A 20,763-nucleotide genomic window follows, 5' to 3' on the forward strand; every position below is an offset into this window, starting at 1 on the left:
ATTTTTTCTCCTTAATAAAAATGTTTTTTTACTCTTGACCTAAAATTTGATTAATTTCTTGACTTAATAAATCAGCTTTACCACCAAATACAGCTTGAATTCCACCGTTTACTTCAAAGACAGCGGTGGCGCCTAATTTTTTAATGGTATTTTTATTTACAATTTTGCTATCTGATATAGCAACACGTAAACGAGTTGCACAAGCTTCAACTGATTCGATGTTTTCTTTACCACCAAGAGCAGAAATAATGATTTTAGCTTCTTCATTTAATGAAGAAGGTTCTTCGGTAAGTTCAATTTCTTCTGAATCCTCACTTTCCATTCCTGGAATGGCCACTTTAAATTTGCGAATACAAAATGAAAAGACTACATAGTATACGATTGCCCAAGCAATACCAAACGGAATAAGTTTCATCCAATTTGTTTTGTCTTCACCTTGTAAGATACCAAATAATAAGAAATCAATGAAACCACCAGAAAATGAATTACCGATACGAATATTTAAAATATCAGCAAAGAAGAAAGAAAGCCCATCCAAAAATGCGTGAATTACGTATAACCAAGGAGCTACGAATAAGAAAGTGTATTCCAATGGTTCGGTAATTCCTGTCAAGAATGAAGTCAAACCACCACTAAAGTAGAGTCCACCGTTTGCTTTACGATTTCCTTTAGGAATTGCATGATACATTGCAAGAGCTGCAGCAGGTAAACCAAACATCATAGTAGCAAAGCGACCAGCAAAGAATCGAGTACCATAGGTGAATAAACCAGTGTGATTTGGATCTGCTAGTTGTGCAAAGAATATATTTTGTGCACCAGAAATGGTATGCCCTGCAACAACTTCAGTGCCACCTAAAGATGTATACCAAAAGAGTGGATAGATAGTATGATGTAAACCAACAGCACCAGTTAAACGAAGTAAGAATCCATAAAGGAATGTTCCAAAAGATCCCATATGAGCAATTTCTTCACCCGTAACTTTTAAGACTCCTTGAATAGGTGGCCAAATGATATAAAAAATACCTGCAATAATAATTGCTGCTAAAGAAGAAACGATTGGAATAAAACGAGAGCCACCAAAAAAGCCTAAAAATTGAGGCAATTCAATTTTTCGATAACGATTATGCAAATAAGCAACGGTTCCACCAATTACGATTGAGCCAACAACACCAGTATCAATCGTTGCATTTTTAGCAGAAAACATTTGTAACAATCCACTAATTGTAGCTGTATAAACTAAATAAGCAACACCACCAGCTAAACCAGCAGTCCCTTTGTCGCCTTTTGCTAGGCCAATAGCTATCCCAATTGCAAAAATAAGTGCAAGATTAGTAAAAACAGCGTTACCTGCAAAGTTCATCATTTTCAAGATGGTTTGTAGCCATGCCTGATCTAAAAAAGGGTATGCTTTTACAGCACTATCATTACTTAAAGCACCACCAAGTCCTAGTAATAACCCTGCGACTGGTAAAATGGCGATTGGCAACATAAAGGCTCGTCCAAGACGAGAGAAATTTTTAAACATAATAACAACCTCCTAAAAATTATTTTTTTAATTCATTAACAAAACGTTGAGTAATTTCCATTGGACGTGTAATCGCCCCACCGACAACAACTCCAGAAACTCCTAAATCATGCATCTTCTTAGCTTCTTGTGGAGTATGAATTTTACCTTCAGCAATAACTGGGATATTTTTATTTACAAGTTTTTCTACTAGTGCAAAGTCAGGGCCATCAAGTTTAGGGCTTTCATCAGTATATCCACTTAACGTTGTACCAACAAAGTCAATTCCTGCTTGAAATGCATTGAGCCCCTCTTCGTAATTAGAAATATCTGCCATAAACAATTGATTAGGATATTTTTCTTTGATTTGTCGAATAAAATCATTGATGTGTAAGCCATCAAATCGTTCTCTTAAAGTACAATCAAGCGCAATAACCTCTACACCAGTTTCAACAAGTTCATCAACTTCACGTATAGTGGCAGTAATAAAAGGCTTTTGAGGAGGATAATCACGCTTGATAATCCCAATCACAGGTAAATCAACTACTGCTTTGATTTCTTTGATATCTCGTACGGAATTTGCACGAATTCCAACTGCTCCACCACGCTTGGCCGCTATTGCCATTAGTGGCATAATCCCACCTTTATCAGTGTAAAGTGGTTCTCCGGGTAAGGCTTGACACGAAACAATCAAACCATTTTTGATAGTGTTAATAAATTCTTCTTTCTTCATTATCCAACAACCTCCAAAAAGAATTAACTATGGATAATTTATCCAAAATTATTATATCTTTATTTTCACTCCATGTAAACCTTTTTTTGGATTTTTTTGGAGGGTGATATAATGTATAATATAAAATAACTAGAAGCAAACAAGGGAAAGGGTGCTAAAAATGAGTTTTGCGACGTTAGTTCAACAAAATTATTACACCTTGACACAATCCGAAAAAAAGGTAGCCGATTATATTTTGGTGACGGGCCCAGAGATTGTTTTTCAAACGATGGGCGAAATCAAAAAGCATATCCGGGTTGGCGATGCTACCATCATTCGCTTTTGTCAAAAACTGGGTTTTTCAGGTTTTTCCGATTTGAAAATCGAAATTGCCAAAGAAGATTTGAATAAAGGAGAACGGCTTCTTAATGAAGATGATTATTTAAAACATGTTAGTCCGTTGATGGAGATGATTAAACTAACGGCGGCAAATTTGGATAAGGTTCAAGTTAAGGATGCGGTAAAGTTAATTGCGCAGGCCAAACACATCTATATTTTTGGCGTAGGTGGCAGTGGTCACTCTAGTTGCGAATTGGAGAGCATGTTTTTGCGGGTAGGAGTCAAGGCCCAAGCCGTAACCGATCCGCATTATCAAGCGCAATTAGCCTCGATTCTAACGCAAGACGATGTAGTAATTGCATTTTCACTTTCGGGCAAAACGATTGATGTCTTAGATGCGGTCGTGACCGCTAAAAATAATCAAGCTAAAGTGATTGTAGTCACAACGTATTTGCATTCACCTTTGGCCCAACAAGGTGATATTGTTTTAAAGACCTCGGTTGACGAGTTTTTAAACGGCGGTTCGTTGGTCGGTAAATTATCCCAACAAGTAGTTTGTGATTTGTTAGTCTGGGAATACGAGCAAACGCAAAACATCGATACGATTTCTTTGCGTGAGAAAGTTTTACGGTCGATTTTGAATAAACGAACAGATTAGTTTAATGAAAATAAATTACTATGTGTAAAAGTTGTAATTTTAATTTATGTCCAGTGATTATGTAGTTAATGTAAGAAGAGAAAGCCTATAAAAAATATTTTTTATAGGCTTTCTCTTTGTTTTTTAGAACTATATATTATTTTTGTAAAAGTCTTGATTGTTATTGATTGAACTTTGAGATTTATAGAACTTTCGAATTTGACTAGGAGATTTCTTATAGTTTTTATAAAAGACATTATATAAATTTCTATAATTATTAAATCCAGATTCAATAGCTATATCTTCAAAATTAAGATGGGTATAAATAATTTTTTCATATGCATCATTAAGACGTACAGTCTCTAAAAAATTATGAAAATTCATTCCGATGCTATATTTTATTAATTTGGAACAGTAGTTTTCAGAATAACCTAAATAATCAGCAATATTTTTTAGACTTAACTTTTCTTTAAAATGTTCATTAATATAGTCAATTATTTTATTTGTAAGGAAGATATCTGAGATTGTTCCAGAATCAGCTGTATTTTCGCAGTAATTATCATATAACATTGTTAGAAGTAAAAAAATATAAGCTTGTGTGATAAGTTTATCGCCGATATTTCTCGAATTTGTATCACCAAGTCGGGTTAAATTATTTAATAGTAACAAGTCTGATTTGGTAAGAGTATTTTTTATAACGGTGTTTAAGTTAAAAATGAATTCTTGTCCATATTTTTGCTCAGTTAGATCTTTGAGTAAATTTAATGGAATCTGAATACATAAGATAGAATTATTACATGGACTTTTTGTAGTATGTGTGACATAAGGGTTTATAAAAATAGCATCATTCTTTTTGAGAACATAATGATTACCTTGTAACCAGACTTCTAATGAACCGTGAGAGCAAAATAAAAATTCTCCATTTTGATGCCAGTGTTGTGGAATTATTCTATTAGTATCTGAAGCATGAAATGTAAAAATTGTAAAATTTAAGTCATCACTCTTTGGAATAATTTCATGTGTTATTGATGTCAAGATAAATCACCTCTTTTAAGTAGGTGTTTTTATAATACACTAATACTGTAAAGAAGACAAAATATTACATAAATCATTATATAAAAATACATATACCTAAAAAAGGAAAGGGTTTACAATCTTTGTTGAAAACGATTTATGGAGGTTTTTATTATGAGTAATATTATGAACAAATTACAAAATGGATTAGACAAGCTTTTAGGTCCATTCGCAACATTTATGGGCTCAAATAAATACATAAAAGCTTTAACATCAGGTTTTTTAACAACAATGCCTGTTACTTTAGGAACAGCTGCTATAGCTATTTTAATTAATTTGCCAATTGGACCTTGGACAAAATTAATTCAAAATATAGGATTATATCAAACTGGGAATGATTTTATTTCATTGACTTTGTCATTAATTGGTATTTATCTTGTAGGAGCTATAGCTTATCATTATACTAAAGCGGAAAATAAGAATCCTATTGTAGGATCAGTAATAACGTTGGCAGTTTATATTGCTTTAATGCCTTTACAATACGATAAAGCTGGGACAGCTTCATTGTTGACAAGTAATATGGGAAGTAATGGTATTTTTGTGGGAATAATTTGCGGTTTATTGGTGCCGACTGTGTATTGTTCGCTAATGAAAAAGAATTTGAAATTAAAACTACCTTCATCTGTCCCACCAATGGTCACAGAATCTTTAGAGCCAACTTTTGTTGCTATGATTATTTTTACTGTTGTATTCTTCATTAAATGGATTTTGTCTTTAACTTCCTTTAATGATGCATATCAATTGATTACAACAATTATTTCCAAACCTATTATGAATATTGGTGCGACACCGCTAGCTTTAATTCTTGTTTACAGTTTTGAAAATTTATGTTGGTTTTTTGGAATTCATCCAGCAACTTTGCAAAATTGCTATACGCCGGTTCTAGCAGCAGTTGGAGTTGCCAACACACAAGCTTATTTGGCAGGTAAGCCATTACCATATCTAACATTTTCAGTACTAATGACAGCTGTATATATTGGTGGGAATGGAAATACTTTAGGAATATGTGCGGCAAGCTTTTTTGCTAAATCTGAAAAATATAAGGCAATGAGAAAACTTATTATTCCAGCAAATATTTTCAATATTAATGAGCCGATAATCTTTGGCTTTCCATTGATGCTAAATCCTATTTACTTTATTCCGATGGTAGTAACAACAGCTATTTCTGGTGGAGTTGCTTGGATATTAGCAAGCTTTTTGCCTATTAATTTTAATCCAACTATTTCATTACCATGGGTAACACCTGGATTTATTAGTAGCTTTATGTGTGGGGGATTCTGGTTATTCTTAATATGGTTAATTTCATTTTTACTTTGCTTTATTATATATTTACCATTTTTTATGTTGGATGATGCTAGAACTTATGCTGAGGAACAAAAAAATGCGTTAGAATAAGATAGGGAGACTATTTTAGGATAATTAATGAGAGGAATACATTAATTGAAAACTATCGAATTAAAAGAATTATTAATGGATATGTCTGTGTTAGAGAAGATAGGACAGTTAGTTCAATTTTCTGGAGAATTTTTTGAAAGCCAAGATGTTACGTATGGACCTCAACAAAAATTGGGAATTTCACAAGAAATAGTTGATTTAGCAGGTTCAGTCTTAAATGTAACTGGAGCAGAAACTACGCGTAAGATTCAAATGAATCAAATGGCTAAGCAACCACATCATATTCCAATGTTGTTTATGTCGGATATTATTTATGGATATAAAACTATATATCCAAATCCATTGGGGTTAGGAGCAACTTGGAATCCTGAATTGGTCGCACAAGCATGTGAGATGGCAGCTAAAGAAGCTGCTGCATCAGGAAATCATGTGACATTTGCGCCAATGGTAGATGTAATTCATGACGCTCGCTGGGGGAGATGTTTAGAATCACCCGGAGAAGATCCGATTTTAAATTCTAGTATAGCTCAGGCGATGGTTTATGGTTTTCAAAAGAATTTATCTACAGGCAGTGGACAGATTGCTTGTTTGAAGCATTTTGCTGCATATGGTGGAGTGGAAGCTGGTCGTGAATACAATACTGTAGATATGTCTATGAGTAATTTGTTTCAGAACTACTTACCACCATATAAAGCAGCAATTGATGCAGGATGTAAAATGATTATGACTTCACTAAGTTCATTGAATGGAATCCCATGCACAGCAGATAGTTGGTTGTTAAAGGATATTTTACGTGAAAAATGGGGATTTGATGGAGTTATTATTAGTGATTATGCTGCAATCCGTGAGTTAGTCAGTCATGGTGTAGCAATTGATAACAAAGAAGCTAGTTTAAAAGCTTTAATGGCTGGTGTGGATATTGATATGCAATCCTCATGTTATTCTAATGAATTAGAGTCTTTAGTTACAGATGGAATTTTGGATGAAGACAAAATAACAGAAGCAGCTTGGAAAGTGTTGAAATTAAAAAATGAATTAGGGTTATTTGAAAACCCATTCTATGGAGCTTCAAAAAAACTTGAAGATAAAAATATATTATCACAAGAAAATCGAAAATTAGCACGTAATTTGTGTGAAGAGTCACTGGTATTGTTAAAAAATGATAATAATGTTTTACCATTAGATATAACCAAAAAGATAGCATTATTAGGCCCTTATGCTGATTGTCAAGATATGTTAGGAATGTGGGCAGTTCATGCGGATAATAGTAAAACAGTGACTTTAAAGGATGGAATAAAAAAATATTTGGGTAGTAATCTTAATTGTACTAAGGGTGTTGATTTAGTAGATGATATAAAGTATCTACAAGGAATGTGGGATTTCACATCTGAAGAAGTTCAAGATATTTTATCAGCTTCAAAAAATAATGCTAGTGAGATGAATGTAGCTTTGACATTAGCAAAGGAATCAGACTATGTTGTTATTGCTGTTGGTGAACAAAGTAAAGAGTCTGGAGAAGCTGCTTCTAAAACAAATTTACATTTATCAGATTCACAAATTGAATTAATAGATAAAGTTCATAAATTAAACAAGAAGATTGTATTAATTGTTATTAGTGGTAGACCTCTGGTGTTGGAGGATATTTTAGAAAAGGTAGATGCATTATTATATGCGTGGTTTCCAGGGACGGAGGCAGGAGATGCAATAGCTAATATTTTATTTGGTAAAGTTAGTCCTTCAGGAAGGTTATCAATTAGCTTTCCTCGTAATGAGGGGCAATTACCAATATATTATTCACAATTGCCAACAGGCCGTCCGGCAAATTCGAATTCTGCTAGATTTACTTCGCGGTATATAGATAGCCAATTAGACCCGCTATTTCCTTTCGGTTATGGATTATCATATAGTGAAGTTCGGTATAAGGATGTACAATTAAGTAAAGCTACTTATTCTGTTGATGAGGAATTAGAAATTCAAATCACGTTAGTTAACGAGGGTGTAAAGAGTGTTAAAGAAGTAATTCAGGTTTATTTTAATGATCCAGTGGCTAGTCTTTCACAGCCAGTAAAAAGATTAGTGGCATTTAAAAAAGTTAAAGTTGATGCACAAAAACAATATAAATTAATAATTAGTATTCCAAGTTATAAATTAAAATTTTTTAACAATAAAGGGGATGCAGTTTTTGAGAAAGGTACATTTAATATTTATGTTGGTAGAAATGTACATGACTGTATAAAGTTATCTTGTGAATATATTTGATAAACATGAAAACTTTTTTCAGGTGTGCCAAAACAAAAAGGCACACCTTTTTTAGTTGCGCTTTGCTAAAGTAGATCGATAGAAACGTTATAAATTATTTATAGCGCTGAGGGTGTCGCGTTGAAACAAAATTAAGTTAACTAAAAATGTTAGGAAAAATTGTCGAGGAGTTCATAAAATATATTAAATTTCAACTGTAATTTAGAGTTTTTTTAAGCATTACAACTAACTGTTTTGATAAAATTTTCTTTTTTACATTCTTATCTCACATCAACATTAGGAATTTCGCAACATATTGCTAAAAAGATAATTGACATTATTTCAGGTGTATCCAATATTGCTGCTGTTGTTGGAATAATTGTAGCTATCGTTGGTGGTGGTGATGTTGGTGTAGCAATTGTATCTACAGCTAAAGCGATTGCTAAAAAATATGGGAAAGTATATGCTGTTGCTTGGTAATATTTACAAATACAAAAAATGGATAGCTTAAATATATTTTTAAGCCTTTTCATGTCAGTAAGTTTAGCTAATATACTCATAACGATAAATAGAACAGTCTTATCCGTTAGCACTCTTGTTCTTGAAATGCTCGTCTTTTTATTTTTTTAACCCGATAATTCTTAGATTTGATAGCATTAACATTTCTAGAAGTTACTGTGTCTTTTCTAATTCCTTAGTTGACTTTTTTGTCTTTAAAAAGTATATTGGTAGTAATCATTCTTATCTCATGATAGATAAAGTAGTCAAAGTGCTTTATCCACGTTTTTTTGTGTACAAATAAACGTGGAGTAGGCGCTTTTTTTACGGTCAAAAATAGCTTAAGTGTGAGTAAAACTAAAGATGGAGGGATTTTGATGGCGACAGTGCATACGACAGAATTTGATACGATTGCGGCAATTGCCACACCACCCGGTGAAGGAGCTATTTCAATTGTCCGTTTAAGCGGTGAAGAAGCTTTAACTGTCATTAAAAAAGTTTTTAAGGGTAAAGATTTAACCAAGGTTGCTAGTCATACGATTAATTATGGGCATATCATCGATCCGCAAACTAAAGAAGTAATTGATGAGGTAATGGTTTCGGTGATGTTAGCACCCAAAACATTTACGCGTGAAGATGTGATTGAAATCAACTGTCATGGTGGAATTGTATCGACCAACAAAATTTTACAGCTTGTTTTACAACATGGTGCACGGCTAGCGCAACCAGGTGAATTTACTAAACGTGCTTTTTTACACGGACGAATTGATTTAACTCAAGCGGAATCTGTAATGGATTTAATCAGGGCAAAGACTGACCGTTCAATGAAGGTAGCACTTAACCAACTTGATGGGAATTTGGCTAAATTGATTAGGGGTTTACGGCAAGAAATTTTGGATGTTTTAGCACAAGTGGAAGTTAATATTGATTATCCTGAATATGATGATGTTGAAACAATGACGACTAAGTTATTAGCTGATAAAGCTGATCAATTACAAGCTAAGATTGCTAAATTATTACAGACTGCTAATCAAGGTAAAATCTTACGTGAAGGCTTGGCTACGGCAATTGTTGGGCGGCCTAACGTTGGTAAATCAAGCTTGTTAAACTACTTGTTGCATGAAGATAAGGCTATCGTAACTGATATTGCCGGAACGACACGTGATGTGATTGAAGAATATGTTAATGTGCGTGGTGTTCCATTAAAACTAATTGATACAGCTGGGATTCGGCAAACAGATGATAAAGTTGAACAAATTGGGGTGCAACGTTCTAAAAAAGCAATCGAGCAAGCAGATTTAGTGATGCTAGTTTTAAATGCTAGTGAAAAATTAACTCCTCAAGACCGTCAATTACTAGAATTAACACAGGATAAAAAACGTTTGGTTATTTTAAATAAAACTGATTTGGCGCAACAATTAGAAATTGAAGAGGTCAATAAATTAGTTGATGCTGATCCTATTTTAACGACATCTGTTTTGACCCAAGATGGCTTAGATGTGCTTGAAGAAAAGATTGCCGCGTTATTTTTTGGTGGCATTGAAAACTCGCAAGAAACAGTATTAGTAACCAATGCGCGGCATATTGCTTTGCTTAATCAAGCTAAAGATTCGCTAGCAGAGGTTTTAAATGGGATAAGCTTAGGAATGCCAGTGGACCTTTGTCAAATTGATATGACTAAAGCATGGGAATTGTTAGGTGAAATCACTGGTGAATCATATCAAGATGAATTGTTAGATCAGTTATTTAGTCAATTTTGTTTAGGTAAATAGAAGGGAAGAATAAATAATGCAATTTGGGAAACAATACCATGCTAAAAGCTATGATGTGATTGTCGTGGGAGCGGGTCATGCTGGTTGTGAAGCAGCTTTGGCAGCAGCACGTTTAGGTAATAAAACATTATTAATGACTATTAGTTTAGATATGGTGGCATTTATGCCATGTAATCCATCAATCGGGGGTCCGGCTAAAGGAATTGTTGTACGTGAAATCGATGCTTTAGGTGGACAGATGGGCAAAAATATCGATAAAACCTATGTGCAAATGCGTATGCTTAATACGGGGAAAGGCCCGGCTGTACGTGCCTTACGTGCTCAAGCCGACAAACATCGCTATTCACTAGAAATGAAACATACGTTAGAAAAACAACCCAATTTGACATTGCGTCAAGGCATTGTTGATGATTTGATCGTAGAAGATGGTCAAATTAAAGGGGTTATCACTAATACTGGTGCACGTTATGGTGCTAAAGCAGTGGTATTGACAACGGGGACTGCTGCACGTGGAAAAATTATCATTGGTGAATTGATGTATTCTTCAGGACCTAATAATACCCAAGCAGCAATGGAATTGTCCAAAAATCTTGAGAAATTAGGATTTGAACTCAAACGCTTTAAGACAGGAACGCCACCACGTGTTGATGGAACCACGATTGATTATGCCAAAACAGAAGAACAACCTGGCGATGAAAAGCCTAATCATTTTAGTTTCATGACACCAGATGAAGCATATTTAGCACCGCAGGACCAACTTTCTTGCTGGTTGACTTATACTAACGAAAAGACGCATCGTGTGATTCGTGATAATTTGGATCGTGCACCGATGTTTACCGGGGTTATTGAAGGTGTAGGACCACGTTATTGTCCATCTATCGAAGATAAATTAGTGCGTTTTGCAGATAAAGAACGCCATCAATTATTCATCGAACCGGAAGGCAAAACGACAGATGAATACTATATTCAAGGTTTGTCAACTTCACTACCAGAAGAGATTCAACAAGAAATGGTGCATTCGATTGCTGGTTTAGAAAATGCAGAAATGATGCGTCCGGGTTATGCGATTGAGTATGATGTTGTTTCTCCTTATCAATTGCGTCCAACTCTAGAAACTAAGTTAATCAAGGGATTGTATACAGCTGGTCAAACCAATGGAACTTCAGGATATGAAGAAGCTGCAGGGCAAGGTTTAATTGCTGGAATTAATGCCGGGAGACATGCTTTAGGCTTAGAAGAGATTGTTTTAAAACGTAGCGATGCATATATTGGAGTGATGATTGATGATTTGGTGACTAAAGGGACCAATGAACCGTATCGTTTATTGACTTCGCGTGCCGAGTATCGTTTAATTTTACGCCACGACAATGCTGATTTACGTTTGACTGAGCTTGGACATGAATTAGGTTTGGTTAACCAAGAACAATATGCGGCTTTTGAAGCTAAAAAGGCAGCTATTTTAGCCGAACAACAACGACTTGAAAGCATTCGGATTAAGCCAAATCCAGCAGTTGACGCATATTTACAAGCTCATAACGATAATCCTTTAAAAGATGGCGTTTTAGCCAGTGATTTTTTACGGCGTCCATATGTCAGTTATGCGGATCTAAGTCAATTTATTCCAAGTGCTCCAACACCTTTAGATTCACGTGTGATTGAACAAATTGAAATCCAATATAAATACGAAGGCTATATTAAGAAGGCTTACGAGAAAGTTGAAAAATTAAAGCGGATGGAGGCCAAAAAGATTCCTGTAAATATCGATTATAGTGCGATTGAAGGATTGGCAACAGAAGCTCAACAAAAATTGACAAAAATTCAACCAACGACACTTGCTCAAGCTGGACGGATTAGTGGTGTTAATCCGGCTGATTTATCTATTTTGGCAGTTTATATTGAACAAGGAAAGATTGCTAAGGTTATCAAATAAATATTATTCATTGAAAAACGCTTCTTAAGAGGGAGCGTTTTTTGTTTTGTGTAAAGATAAAAAGATTAATTGAATTGCATGATGCATTGATTTGTGTTAATGCTATTAAATTTAAATAATCGTGAAAATTTGAGCAAATAATGATTGGTAATAAAATTATTTAAATTGGAGTTATATTTCACCGAAAAATTCTATTTGATATGTGAAAAACAAAACAAAGTTCAAAATGCTGCTACAAAAACAATGTAAGCCCTTAAACAACTAGTAAAATCAAGGTTTTGTTTTATAGATATTTTTTATACATTAAAAAATTCACCGTAAAAAAGTTACAAAAAAAATAAAAAAAGTATTGAAATCGATAACACATAGTTGTAATATAATAAGTGAAGTTTTTCACATTTAGTGTTAAGCTGGTTTGTTAAAAATAACCTGGCTATATCAGGAGGAATCTTAATTATGGAAAAAGATAAGAAAGTTTTATCAGAAGAAGAAAAGATGCAAGCCGCACGTGAATACACAGACGGCTTAGTTCAAAAGGCACTTAAAGCCGAAGCACAATATGCAACATTTACCCAAGAACAAGTGGATAAAATCGTTGCAGCAGCAGCTCTAGCAGGTTCAGAAGCAGCTTTAATGTTAGCGCATGAAGCAGTTGATGAAACTGGCCGTGGGGTTGTTGAAGATAAAGATACCAAAAACCGTTTTGCAACAGAAAATGTTTATCATGCAATCAAACATGATAAAACGGTTGGTGTGATTGAAGAAGATAAAATTAAAGGTCAAGTTAAGATTGCTGCACCACTTGGAGTTTTAGCAGGTATCGTTCCTACAACTAACCCAACTTCAACAGCAATGTTTAAATCTATCTTGGCATTAAAAACACGTAACGCAATTGTATTTGCATTCCATCCACAAGCACAAAACTGTTCTGTGCATGCAGCTAAGATCGTTTATGAAGCAGCTGTTGCCGCAGGTGCTCCAAAAGATATCATTCAATGGGTAGAAACACCATCTATTGAAAACACAACAGCTTTGATTCAAAATCCTAAGATTGCTTCAATCTTGGCAACTGGTGGTCCTGGCATGGTTAATGCCGCTTTGAAGTCTGGTAACCCATCTCTTGGTGTAGGTGCTGGTAATGGTGCTGTGTTTGTTGATCATACAGCTCATTTGGATCGTGCGGTAGAAGATTTATTATTATCTAAACGTTTCGATAACGGGATGATTTGTGCAACTGAAAACTCAGCAGTTGTCGAAGCTCCTATCTATAAGGAATGGTTAGAAAAGATGCAAGCTAACGGTGCTTACTTAGTACCTAAGGCTGATTACAAGAAGATTGAAGATTTCGTCTTCAACGATCGTCATGGTGTTAACGGTCCAGTTGCTGGTCGTCCAGCTCGTTGGATTTGCGAACAAGCAGGTGTTAAATTACCAGCTGACAAAGATGTTTTATTATTTGAACTTGATCCAAAGAATATTGGTGAAAAATTATCTTCTGAAAAATTATCTCCACTCTTGTCTGTTTACAAGGCAAAAGACCGTGAAGATGGAATCAAGATTGTGGCTGCCTTGTTAGATTATCAAGGCGCAGGTCATAACTCTGCTATTCAAATTGGTTCACAAGCAGATCCATTTGTTGAAGAATTTGCTGACAAGACCAAAGCTGCTCGTATCTTAGTAAATCAACCTGACTCTGTCGGCGGTATCGGTGATGTTTATACAGATGCATTGCGTTCAAGTTTGACACTTGGTACAGGTTCATGGGGGAAGAATTCATTGTCACATAACTTATCAACATCTGACCTATTGAACATCAAGACAGTTGCAAAACGTCGTAACCGTCCTCAATGGGTTCGTTTACCAGAAAAAATCTACTATGAAAAGAATGCTATTTCATATTTGCAAGATGAATATGAAACAATCGAACGTGCATTTATCGTTGCTGACCCAGGTATGGTACAATTTGGCTTTGTTGAAAAGATTTACGACCAATTAAACGCACGTACAACACCTGTTAAGACAGATATTTATGGTTCTGTTCGTCCAGACCCAACTTTAGGTCAAACAATTGAAATTGCAAAACAAATGCAAAGCTTCAAACCAGATACTGTTTTAGCTATCGGTGGTGGGTCTGCTTTGGATGCTGCTAAGATTGCACGTTATATCTATGAATACTCCTTAGATCAAGAACCAGGCTTCTTAGATAGTTATGAAAAAGTTAGTGAACTCTTCACTCGTTTACAACAAAAATTCTTGGATATCCGTAAACGTATCGTGAAATTCCATCACGCAACTGAAACTAAATTATTTGCGATTCCAACAACATCTGGTACAGGTTCTGAAGTTACACCATATGCTGTTATTACAGATGATAATACACATGTGAAGTACCCATTGACCGACTACGAATTGACACCACAAGTGGCAATCGTTGATCCAGAATTTGTTATGACTGTTCCTAAGAGAACTGTTGCTTTATCTGGTTTAGATACTTTATCTCATGCTTTAGAATCCTATGTATCTGTGGCAGCATCCGACTTCACACGTCCATGGGCTTTACAAGCAATCGATTTAGTAATCAACAACTTAGAAGAATCTTACAAGTTTGATCCTAAGAATCCTACACTAGCTGGTGAAACAGCACGTGAAAATATGCATTATGCAGCTACTTTAGGTGGCATGTCATTTGCTAATGCCTTCTTGGGTATCAACCACTCATTGGCTCACAAGACTGGTGGGGAATTTGGCTTACCACATGGTTTAGCAATCTCAATTGCAATGCCACACGTAATTCGTTTCAACGGTGTAACAGGTCGCGTAAAACGCACACCATTCCCACGTTACGAAGTATATCGTGCTCAAAAGGATTATGCAGATATCGCACGTCATCTTGGCTTGAAAGGCAAGACAGATGCAGAATTAGTTGAAGCATTGTGCGATCGCATCCTTGAATTGATGAAGGCTATCGATGTTGAACCAACCTTATCTGCAAATGGGGTAACAAAGGAACACTTCGATAAGTCATTAGACAAATTGGTTGATTTAGTTTACAACGATCAATGTACTTCAGCAAACCCTCGCCAACCAGGCTTGGATGAATTACGTCAAATCTTAATCGATCAATTTTAAAGATGTTTTCCATTTAAGATAAACTCTTAAAAAATAGCTCGCTTTACTGTTATTTAGTAAAGCGAGCTGTTTTTTTGTTTAGATAATAAGTTATTTAACTAGTTTATTAATAAAGTCATGAGTTGCTTGTTGGCTGACAACTTGTTGTTGTTCTTTAGAAAGATGAGGATCTTTTTGTAAAGCACTTTGCAAGGCTTGACTGATAGCGAGTTGTAGTTGTTGTTGTGTGTTTTTATCAGCCATGGCTTTGCCGAGTTTTTGTGCTTGTTTTACGCTTAAAACATACCAATCACTACCAACTTTAAAGGTATAGCTACGATGCTTTAGCTCGTTGTTATTGCCTAAAATGCCAAATAATAATTTGCTTAAAGAGTTCTTATAAACATAGCGTTGTTCGCTAATAACAACTTGTGGCTTAGTAGTTGTCGTCGTCGTTTTAGCACTCATGTTCTTAGTTTTAATGGCTTGTGGTTTCTTTTGTGTTGTTTTGGTTTTGTATAAATAAATTTTTTGTTGACCGCTTGTGCCTAATGGTTGATACAACAAGATTGGCATTTGGCCATCGACAGAAGAAACTAAAGGTTTAACCGTGGTTGTCTTTTGAACTTTCATGCCCATGTGGTAGGTATCATTAGCGATCAAAGCCGCTCCGCATAAGATAGCCAAGATTAAAAAGCAACCGGCGCCGATAAAATGACGTTTGCCCAGTGGTAAAACCATAAATAAGAAGAATAAAACGACAAAAATTACTAAGAGGAAGATTAACATTAGTGATTACCTCCTAAATCGCCAGATGGTTTGCGCACGTTAGTACCGTTGTTTAAACGGAAAGTTAACAATAAAGAAACAAAAGCAAAGCCAACAGATACCATGAATGCTGCATGATAGCCACTAACTGCGGCATCTAAAGCGTGATTTTGATAGGTTAATGGTTGGCTGTGAAGTAAGAACTTGCTTGGCATCGAGTTAAGTGTCACGTTAGTTAAGACACTCGTCAAAATGGCGGTCCCAATCGAACTTAATACTTGACGGAAAGTGTTGTTAACAGCAGTTCCGTGAGTGATTTTATCGAAAGGTAATGCATTCATCCCAGAAGTCGTTACCGTCATCATTGTCATTGAAACCCCAAAGATACGTACAGCATAGAAAATAATGATTAATAGTAATGAAGTATTTTGAGTGATAAACAAGAATGGCAAGGTCCCTAATGTCAACAAGGTTGTCCCAGTCATGGCCATATATTTAGCACCATAACGGTCAAATAAACGACCGGTGATAGGAGACATTACCCCTAAGACTAATGCGCCAGGTAAAAGCATTAGTCCAGAATGAAAGGCTGTTTCGCCACGAATATTTTGAATATACATTGGTAAGATCATTTCAACCCCAACCATGGCAAGGTTAGAAATCCCACTCAAGACAGCGGCTAATGAGAATTCAGCGTATTTGAAAACGGAAATATCCAAGAATGGAGCTTGCATCTTTAATTGACGCATGCCAAAAACGATGACAATCAAAGTCCCCACGATTAAGCAACCTAAAACGACACCATCGCCCCAGCCTTTGCTACCAGCTTCAGAAAAACCGTAAAGCATGATACCAAAACCAGCTGTTGATGTGATTAGTGAAAATAAATCCAAATGCGGGTTGGTCGTATTTAAAACACTCTTCATACAAAAGAAAGCAAAGATTAATACGGCCAACACGATTGGAATGATCAAACCAAATAAATCACGCCAGGTAAATGTATCAACGATCCATCCTGAAAGAGTAGGTCCTAAAGCAGGAGCTAAACCAATAACTAAGCCAACAGTTCCCATGGCTGTTCCACGCTTTTCAGGAGGGAAGATTGTCAACATGATAGTTTGTAATAAAGGCATTGAAACCCCAACACCTAACCCTTGGATTAAACGTCCACAAAGTAACATTGCAAAGCTACCAGAAAAATAGCAGATAACAGTTCCTAATAAAAAGGTAGCCATGGCGCCGATATACATGATACGCGAACCAAGTTTGTTGATTAAAAAGGCACTGACTGGAATCATAATCCCGTTGACTAACATAAAACCAGTCGTTAGCCATTGAACGGTTGAAGTATCGATATCAAAAGATTTCATAATTGCTGGAAAAGCTGTTGCTAATAATGTACCATTTAACACGGTACAAAATGATCCAACCATTAAAACAATTACTAAAAGATTACGGTTATAAGGTTTACCGTGAATATCAATTGGTTTATGCGCGTCCAAAATAAATTCCCCCTTATGCTTTATGGTATATTGTGTTTATTAAAGTTTAGTTGTAAACAATTAAATATTTTTTTTTGAACGAAAACAACTATACGCCTTTTTTAAAAAGCTGTCAATAAAGTTGACAAAAGTGTAAAATATTTTACAATTAGAGTACGAAAGTTGACAAAAGTGTGGAGGGGTGATGACATGAATGAAAAGCAAAGAATGGAATTTCAACAAAAAATTATCTTTGGTATCGGTGATTTGGCTAAAATGACGGGAGTTTCAGCACGCCAGTTACGTTATTGGGAAGAAAAAGGATATATCGAAGCAAGTGTTAGCAAAGATTGTAAGGTACGCAAGTATAGTTTACGTACTTACTTTACAGTAGCGGCGATAAAAAGTTATTTAGATGAAGGATATACCTTGAGTAAATCGGTAGAAAAAGCTCAGCTTAGTCGAGCACAAATCATAATTTGGAATAAATTTACACTGGGTGCCAAAAGTGTTATTGAAGTTAATGATATCGAACAAGAATATGGAAGGATTAATTTTGGGGAATTAAAAGTGCCTGGACATGAGCAACCGTTGTGTTTGTATGGTATTGTCGATCAAAATGGTAGCCATATAGAAATAAGTGAGGAAAGATAATGAAACTAGCAAAGATGCATCATTTGGCGATTATTTGTCGAGATGAGCAAAAAGCTAAAGATTTTTATATCAATAAGCTGGGATTTGAGTTATTAGATGAACATCATCGCCCAGAAAAGAAAGATGTTTTAATTAATATTAAAAAAGGTGAAATGGTACTTGAGTTGTTTATTAAGCCCAATGCACCTAAGCGAGTAAGTGGTTTACCACTTGGAGAAGCATGTGGTTTGCGCCATTTGGCTTTTAAGGTTGCTGATGTTGAAAAAACGGTAGACCAGTTAGAAGAATTAGGAATAAAATGTGAACCGATTCGTCAGGATGATTTTGATGGTAAGAAGATGACATTTTTTAGAGATCCTGATGGATTACCGTTAGAAATTCATGAATAAACTTCACTCTATTTTTTGTAAAAAAATAGGAAAATATCATTTTTTTTTGCAGAATTTCTATTTACCTATGTATATTTTAAGTGCTATAATTACTCTGCAAGACTAGTGTTATTTATGAATAATATTAGCTTGTAATCCAAATAAAATGGAGGTGTATTCATGAAGAAAGTTTTAGGTTTCATCGTTGCTTTAGTTGCAGCTTTTGTTTTAGTATTGCCTTCTGTTAAGGCTGATGGTGCTATCACATCTGAAGAACAACAAATCTTGGAAGCTTTGAAGCAACCAGTTAAGGTTGATGGTCAAACATTCACTTTACCACAATCATACTTAACACAAGCTGAAAACGAATTAAAGCAAAACAACTATTCTGCAGCACAAGTTGCTGATGTTTTAGCTAAGATTAATGCAGTTGTTAAAGAAGTTGAATCAGCAGATATTAAATTACCTGCAGGCGCAACATTTGATGACTTAGTAAAAGCTTTACCAGCATCTGTTAAAGCTTCTATCAAAGCTAATGTTGAAGCAGCAGCCAAGACACTTGGTTTGAAAGTTGTTATTACTTCAGCAGGTATTACTCTTGTTTCCGGTAACAACACAGCTGGTAACATCAGCACAGGTAGCCCTGTAAAACAAACAGGTGCTAACTACGTAGCAAGCGTTGTTGCAGCAGCTAGCCTATTAGTCGTAGCAGCAGGTGCTTTTGTAGTAGGTAAAAAGGCAAAACTTGCATAAGCGACATAAAATGTTAGGTAGAGTAGGGTCAATTTTAATTGGCCCTATTCTATTTTTAACATTAGGTTATTCATTGATATACGTTATTGGCCGACCTGTCATTCAATTTACGACATCTTCGTTGAATTTATTTTTATTATCAGATATTCCCAATTTTAAACAAACAACAAATGAGGATTTGCAATTAAGTGCAAATGATAGTAAAGAAATTGCCTCGAGTAAATTAAAGTATCCTAAACCAGGAGAAAAATATGGCAAGATCGTTGTAACGAAGATTAAAATGGATGAGCCATTGTATTTTGGTGATACCAGTGAGATTTTAAGAAAAGGTGCCGGACAATATACCGGCTCCGTGTACCCAGGTGAAATGGGAACAACAATGATTGGTGGTCACAACATCAGTAGCTTTGGTAAATTAATCGGGGTTGAAGATGGTGACATCATTCAAATCAAAACAACATATGGACGTTATAGATACAAGGTGAGTGAGACTAAGGTCTATCAATATAATGATGCAACGATTATGGAACGTTTGGATCAACGTGATCACCGCAAACTTATTTTATATACTTGTTACCCTATCGATGCGTTAGGGATGACAACGAAGCGATTATTCATTACGGCCGATTATGTATCGGGTCCGATTATTAATCCAAATAAGTAAGGTAGGAGGTCATTATGAAAAACGGAATTAATCTAAACAAGGTTGCCGGTTGGGTATTGGCTTTTATCGGAAGTTTAGTGTTAGTAATGACCGTGAGCCTAGCCATTATTAAGTTCACTTTGTTTAATGAACATTATATGTTACATGTTGCCAATAAGGTTGAATACAGCCAAAATATGGCAAAAGAAATTAACGATACGATTACTGACTTAGGACGTGGAAGTTCTGTGCCACCAAAAGTTTTGCAACATACTGTATCTAAAGATTTGGTACAGCAAGATTTTGAAAATTATGTGACTGCTATTTATAGCGGACAGACTTTTACTGCAGCTAACCAAAATGTGGTAGCAAATAAAGTTGTCGAATCTGTTAAAAATTATGCTAATGAAATTGGTCAAACACTAGATGAAGATACTGTGACTAATATTGACACTTTAGGAAAAGAAGCTGGCAAGCGTTATACAAGTTTGATTGCTATTCCTTATTTATCTGTCTATGCTCAAAAAGTAATGGCTTATAATGGCCATATTTGGATTCTTTTAATTATTACAGCCGGAATCTTTATCTTATTATTGCTAGGTGGAATGAGTTTAGCAAGCCGATTAAAGCACCGTAAGTTACGTTATTTAGCAACTATTTTTAATGGTGCAGGCTTAATGCTATTGGTTTTTCCAAGCTATTTATACTTTAGTAAACTCTTTTATCGTCTAGGGATTAGCTCTAAAACGTTATATGATTTTTTAACAACATACGTCAATGGTTTCATTGCAATGTTTTTATGGGCTGGTCTTATCAGTTTGATTATAGGGGCTGGATTATTCATTTGGAGCGAACAAAAGCGTAAAAAATTAATCCATCACTAAAATTA

General features: G+C 35.2%; 17 protein-coding genes. 12 read left to right on the plus strand and 5 right to left on the minus strand.

All coding sequences use genetic code 11. From position 1 onward, the window contains the following. Window positions 1-28: 28 nt before the first annotated feature. Window positions 29-1,525, minus strand: coding sequence for a PTS transporter subunit EIIC (locus QM017_RS00335; RefSeq protein WP_282708464.1), 1,497 nt, complete (start codon window positions 1,523-1,525; stop codon window positions 29-31). A 19-nt stretch (window positions 1,526-1,544) separates the two neighbouring features. Next, entirely contained in the window at window positions 1,545-2,237 is a 693-nt protein-coding gene (locus QM017_RS00340) for an N-acetylmannosamine-6-phosphate 2-epimerase (protein ID WP_282708465.1), read from the minus strand. A gap of 160 nt (window positions 2,238-2,397) precedes the next feature. Between QM017_RS00340 and QM017_RS00345 the strand changes: the two genes are divergently transcribed. Next, window positions 2,398-3,213 carry a MurR/RpiR family transcriptional regulator gene (locus QM017_RS00345; protein WP_178196697.1) on the plus strand — a complete coding sequence of 272 codons (816 nt, stop codon included), beginning with the start codon at window positions 2,398-2,400 and terminating at the stop codon, window positions 3,211-3,213. A 129-nt stretch (window positions 3,214-3,342) separates the two neighbouring features. Here QM017_RS00345 and QM017_RS00350 read toward each other — a convergent pair whose 3' ends face one another. Continuing rightward, window positions 3,343-4,227 carry an AraC family transcriptional regulator gene (locus QM017_RS00350; RefSeq protein ID WP_178196695.1) on the minus strand — a complete coding sequence of 295 codons (885 nt, stop codon included), beginning with the start codon at window positions 4,225-4,227 and terminating at the stop codon, window positions 3,343-3,345. Between the two features lie 153 nt (window positions 4,228-4,380). Here QM017_RS00350 and QM017_RS00355 point away from each other — a divergent pair, with 153 nt between their 5' ends. The 6 genes from QM017_RS00355 (at window position 4,381) to adhE (ending at window position 15,228) form a co-directional block, all read left to right on the plus strand. Further along, entirely contained in the window at window positions 4,381-5,661 is a 1,281-nt protein-coding gene (locus tag QM017_RS00355) for a PTS transporter subunit EIIC (protein ID WP_178196693.1), read from the plus strand. 45 nt (window positions 5,662-5,706) lie between these two features. After that, a complete protein-coding gene (gene bglX / locus QM017_RS00360; protein ID WP_282708466.1) occupies window positions 5,707-7,920 on the plus strand; it encodes a beta-glucosidase BglX in 2,214 nt (737 codons plus the stop codon). 234 nt (window positions 7,921-8,154) lie between these two features. Continuing rightward, window positions 8,155-8,379: an uberolysin/carnocyclin family circular bacteriocin gene (locus QM017_RS00365; protein ID WP_282708467.1), complete on the plus strand. Its 225-nt coding sequence runs from the start codon at window positions 8,155-8,157 to the stop codon at window positions 8,377-8,379. Window positions 8,380-8,774: 395 nt separating this feature from the next. Beyond that, window positions 8,775-10,169: a tRNA uridine-5-carboxymethylaminomethyl(34) synthesis GTPase MnmE gene (gene mnmE / locus QM017_RS00370; RefSeq protein WP_282708468.1), complete on the plus strand. Its 1,395-nt coding sequence runs from the start codon at window positions 8,775-8,777 to the stop codon at window positions 10,167-10,169. A gap of 16 nt (window positions 10,170-10,185) precedes the next feature. After that, window positions 10,186-12,099, plus strand: a complete 1,914-nt coding sequence (mnmG, locus tag QM017_RS00375; protein ID WP_282708469.1) for a tRNA uridine-5-carboxymethylaminomethyl(34) synthesis enzyme MnmG — start codon at window positions 10,186-10,188, stop codon at window positions 12,097-12,099. A 456-nt stretch (window positions 12,100-12,555) separates the two neighbouring features. After that, window positions 12,556-15,228: a bifunctional acetaldehyde-CoA/alcohol dehydrogenase gene (gene adhE, locus QM017_RS00380; protein ID WP_282708470.1), complete on the plus strand. Its 2,673-nt coding sequence runs from the start codon at window positions 12,556-12,558 to the stop codon at window positions 15,226-15,228. A 90-nt stretch (window positions 15,229-15,318) separates the two neighbouring features. Here adhE and QM017_RS00385 read toward each other — a convergent pair whose 3' ends face one another. Together QM017_RS00385 and QM017_RS00390 are read right to left on the minus strand one after the other, a co-directional pair. Continuing rightward, window positions 15,319-15,996: a DUF4811 domain-containing protein gene (locus QM017_RS00385; protein ID WP_282708471.1), complete on the minus strand. Its 678-nt coding sequence runs from the start codon at window positions 15,994-15,996 to the stop codon at window positions 15,319-15,321. Beyond that, window positions 15,996-17,477, minus strand: a complete 1,482-nt coding sequence (locus tag QM017_RS00390) for an MDR family MFS transporter (protein WP_282708472.1) — start codon at window positions 17,475-17,477, stop codon at window positions 15,996-15,998. The genes QM017_RS00385 and QM017_RS00390 overlap by 1 nt, the downstream gene beginning before the upstream one ends. A gap of 189 nt (window positions 17,478-17,666) precedes the next feature. Between QM017_RS00390 and QM017_RS00395 the strand changes: the two genes are divergently transcribed. From QM017_RS00395 to QM017_RS00415, 5 genes are all read left to right on the plus strand, one after another. After that, on the plus strand, window positions 17,667-18,110 hold the full coding sequence (locus QM017_RS00395) for a MerR family transcriptional regulator (RefSeq protein ID WP_282708474.1): 444 nt from the start codon (window positions 17,667-17,669) through the stop codon (window positions 18,108-18,110). Beyond that, window positions 18,110-18,499, plus strand: a complete 390-nt coding sequence (locus QM017_RS00400; RefSeq protein WP_178196679.1) for a VOC family protein — start codon at window positions 18,110-18,112, stop codon at window positions 18,497-18,499. The genes QM017_RS00395 and QM017_RS00400 overlap by 1 nt, the downstream gene beginning before the upstream one ends. A gap of 159 nt (window positions 18,500-18,658) precedes the next feature. Further along, the gene (locus tag QM017_RS00405) at window positions 18,659-19,231 is read left to right on the plus strand and encodes a hypothetical protein (protein WP_178196677.1); all 573 of its coding nucleotides are present in this window, start codon (window positions 18,659-18,661) and stop codon (window positions 19,229-19,231) included. 10 nt (window positions 19,232-19,241) lie between these two features. Further along, window positions 19,242-19,895, plus strand: a complete 654-nt coding sequence (locus tag QM017_RS00410; protein ID WP_282708475.1) for a class D sortase — start codon at window positions 19,242-19,244, stop codon at window positions 19,893-19,895. A gap of 14 nt (window positions 19,896-19,909) precedes the next feature. Then, complete coding sequence (locus QM017_RS00415) at window positions 19,910-20,758, plus strand: hypothetical protein (RefSeq protein WP_282708476.1); 849 nt, start codon at window positions 19,910-19,912, stop codon at window positions 20,756-20,758. Window positions 20,759-20,763 lie beyond the last annotated feature (5 nt).

This window comes from Ligilactobacillus sp. Marseille-Q7487, from assembly GCF_949152225.1.
Taxonomy (GTDB): domain Bacteria; phylum Bacillota; class Bacilli; order Lactobacillales; family Lactobacillaceae; genus Ligilactobacillus.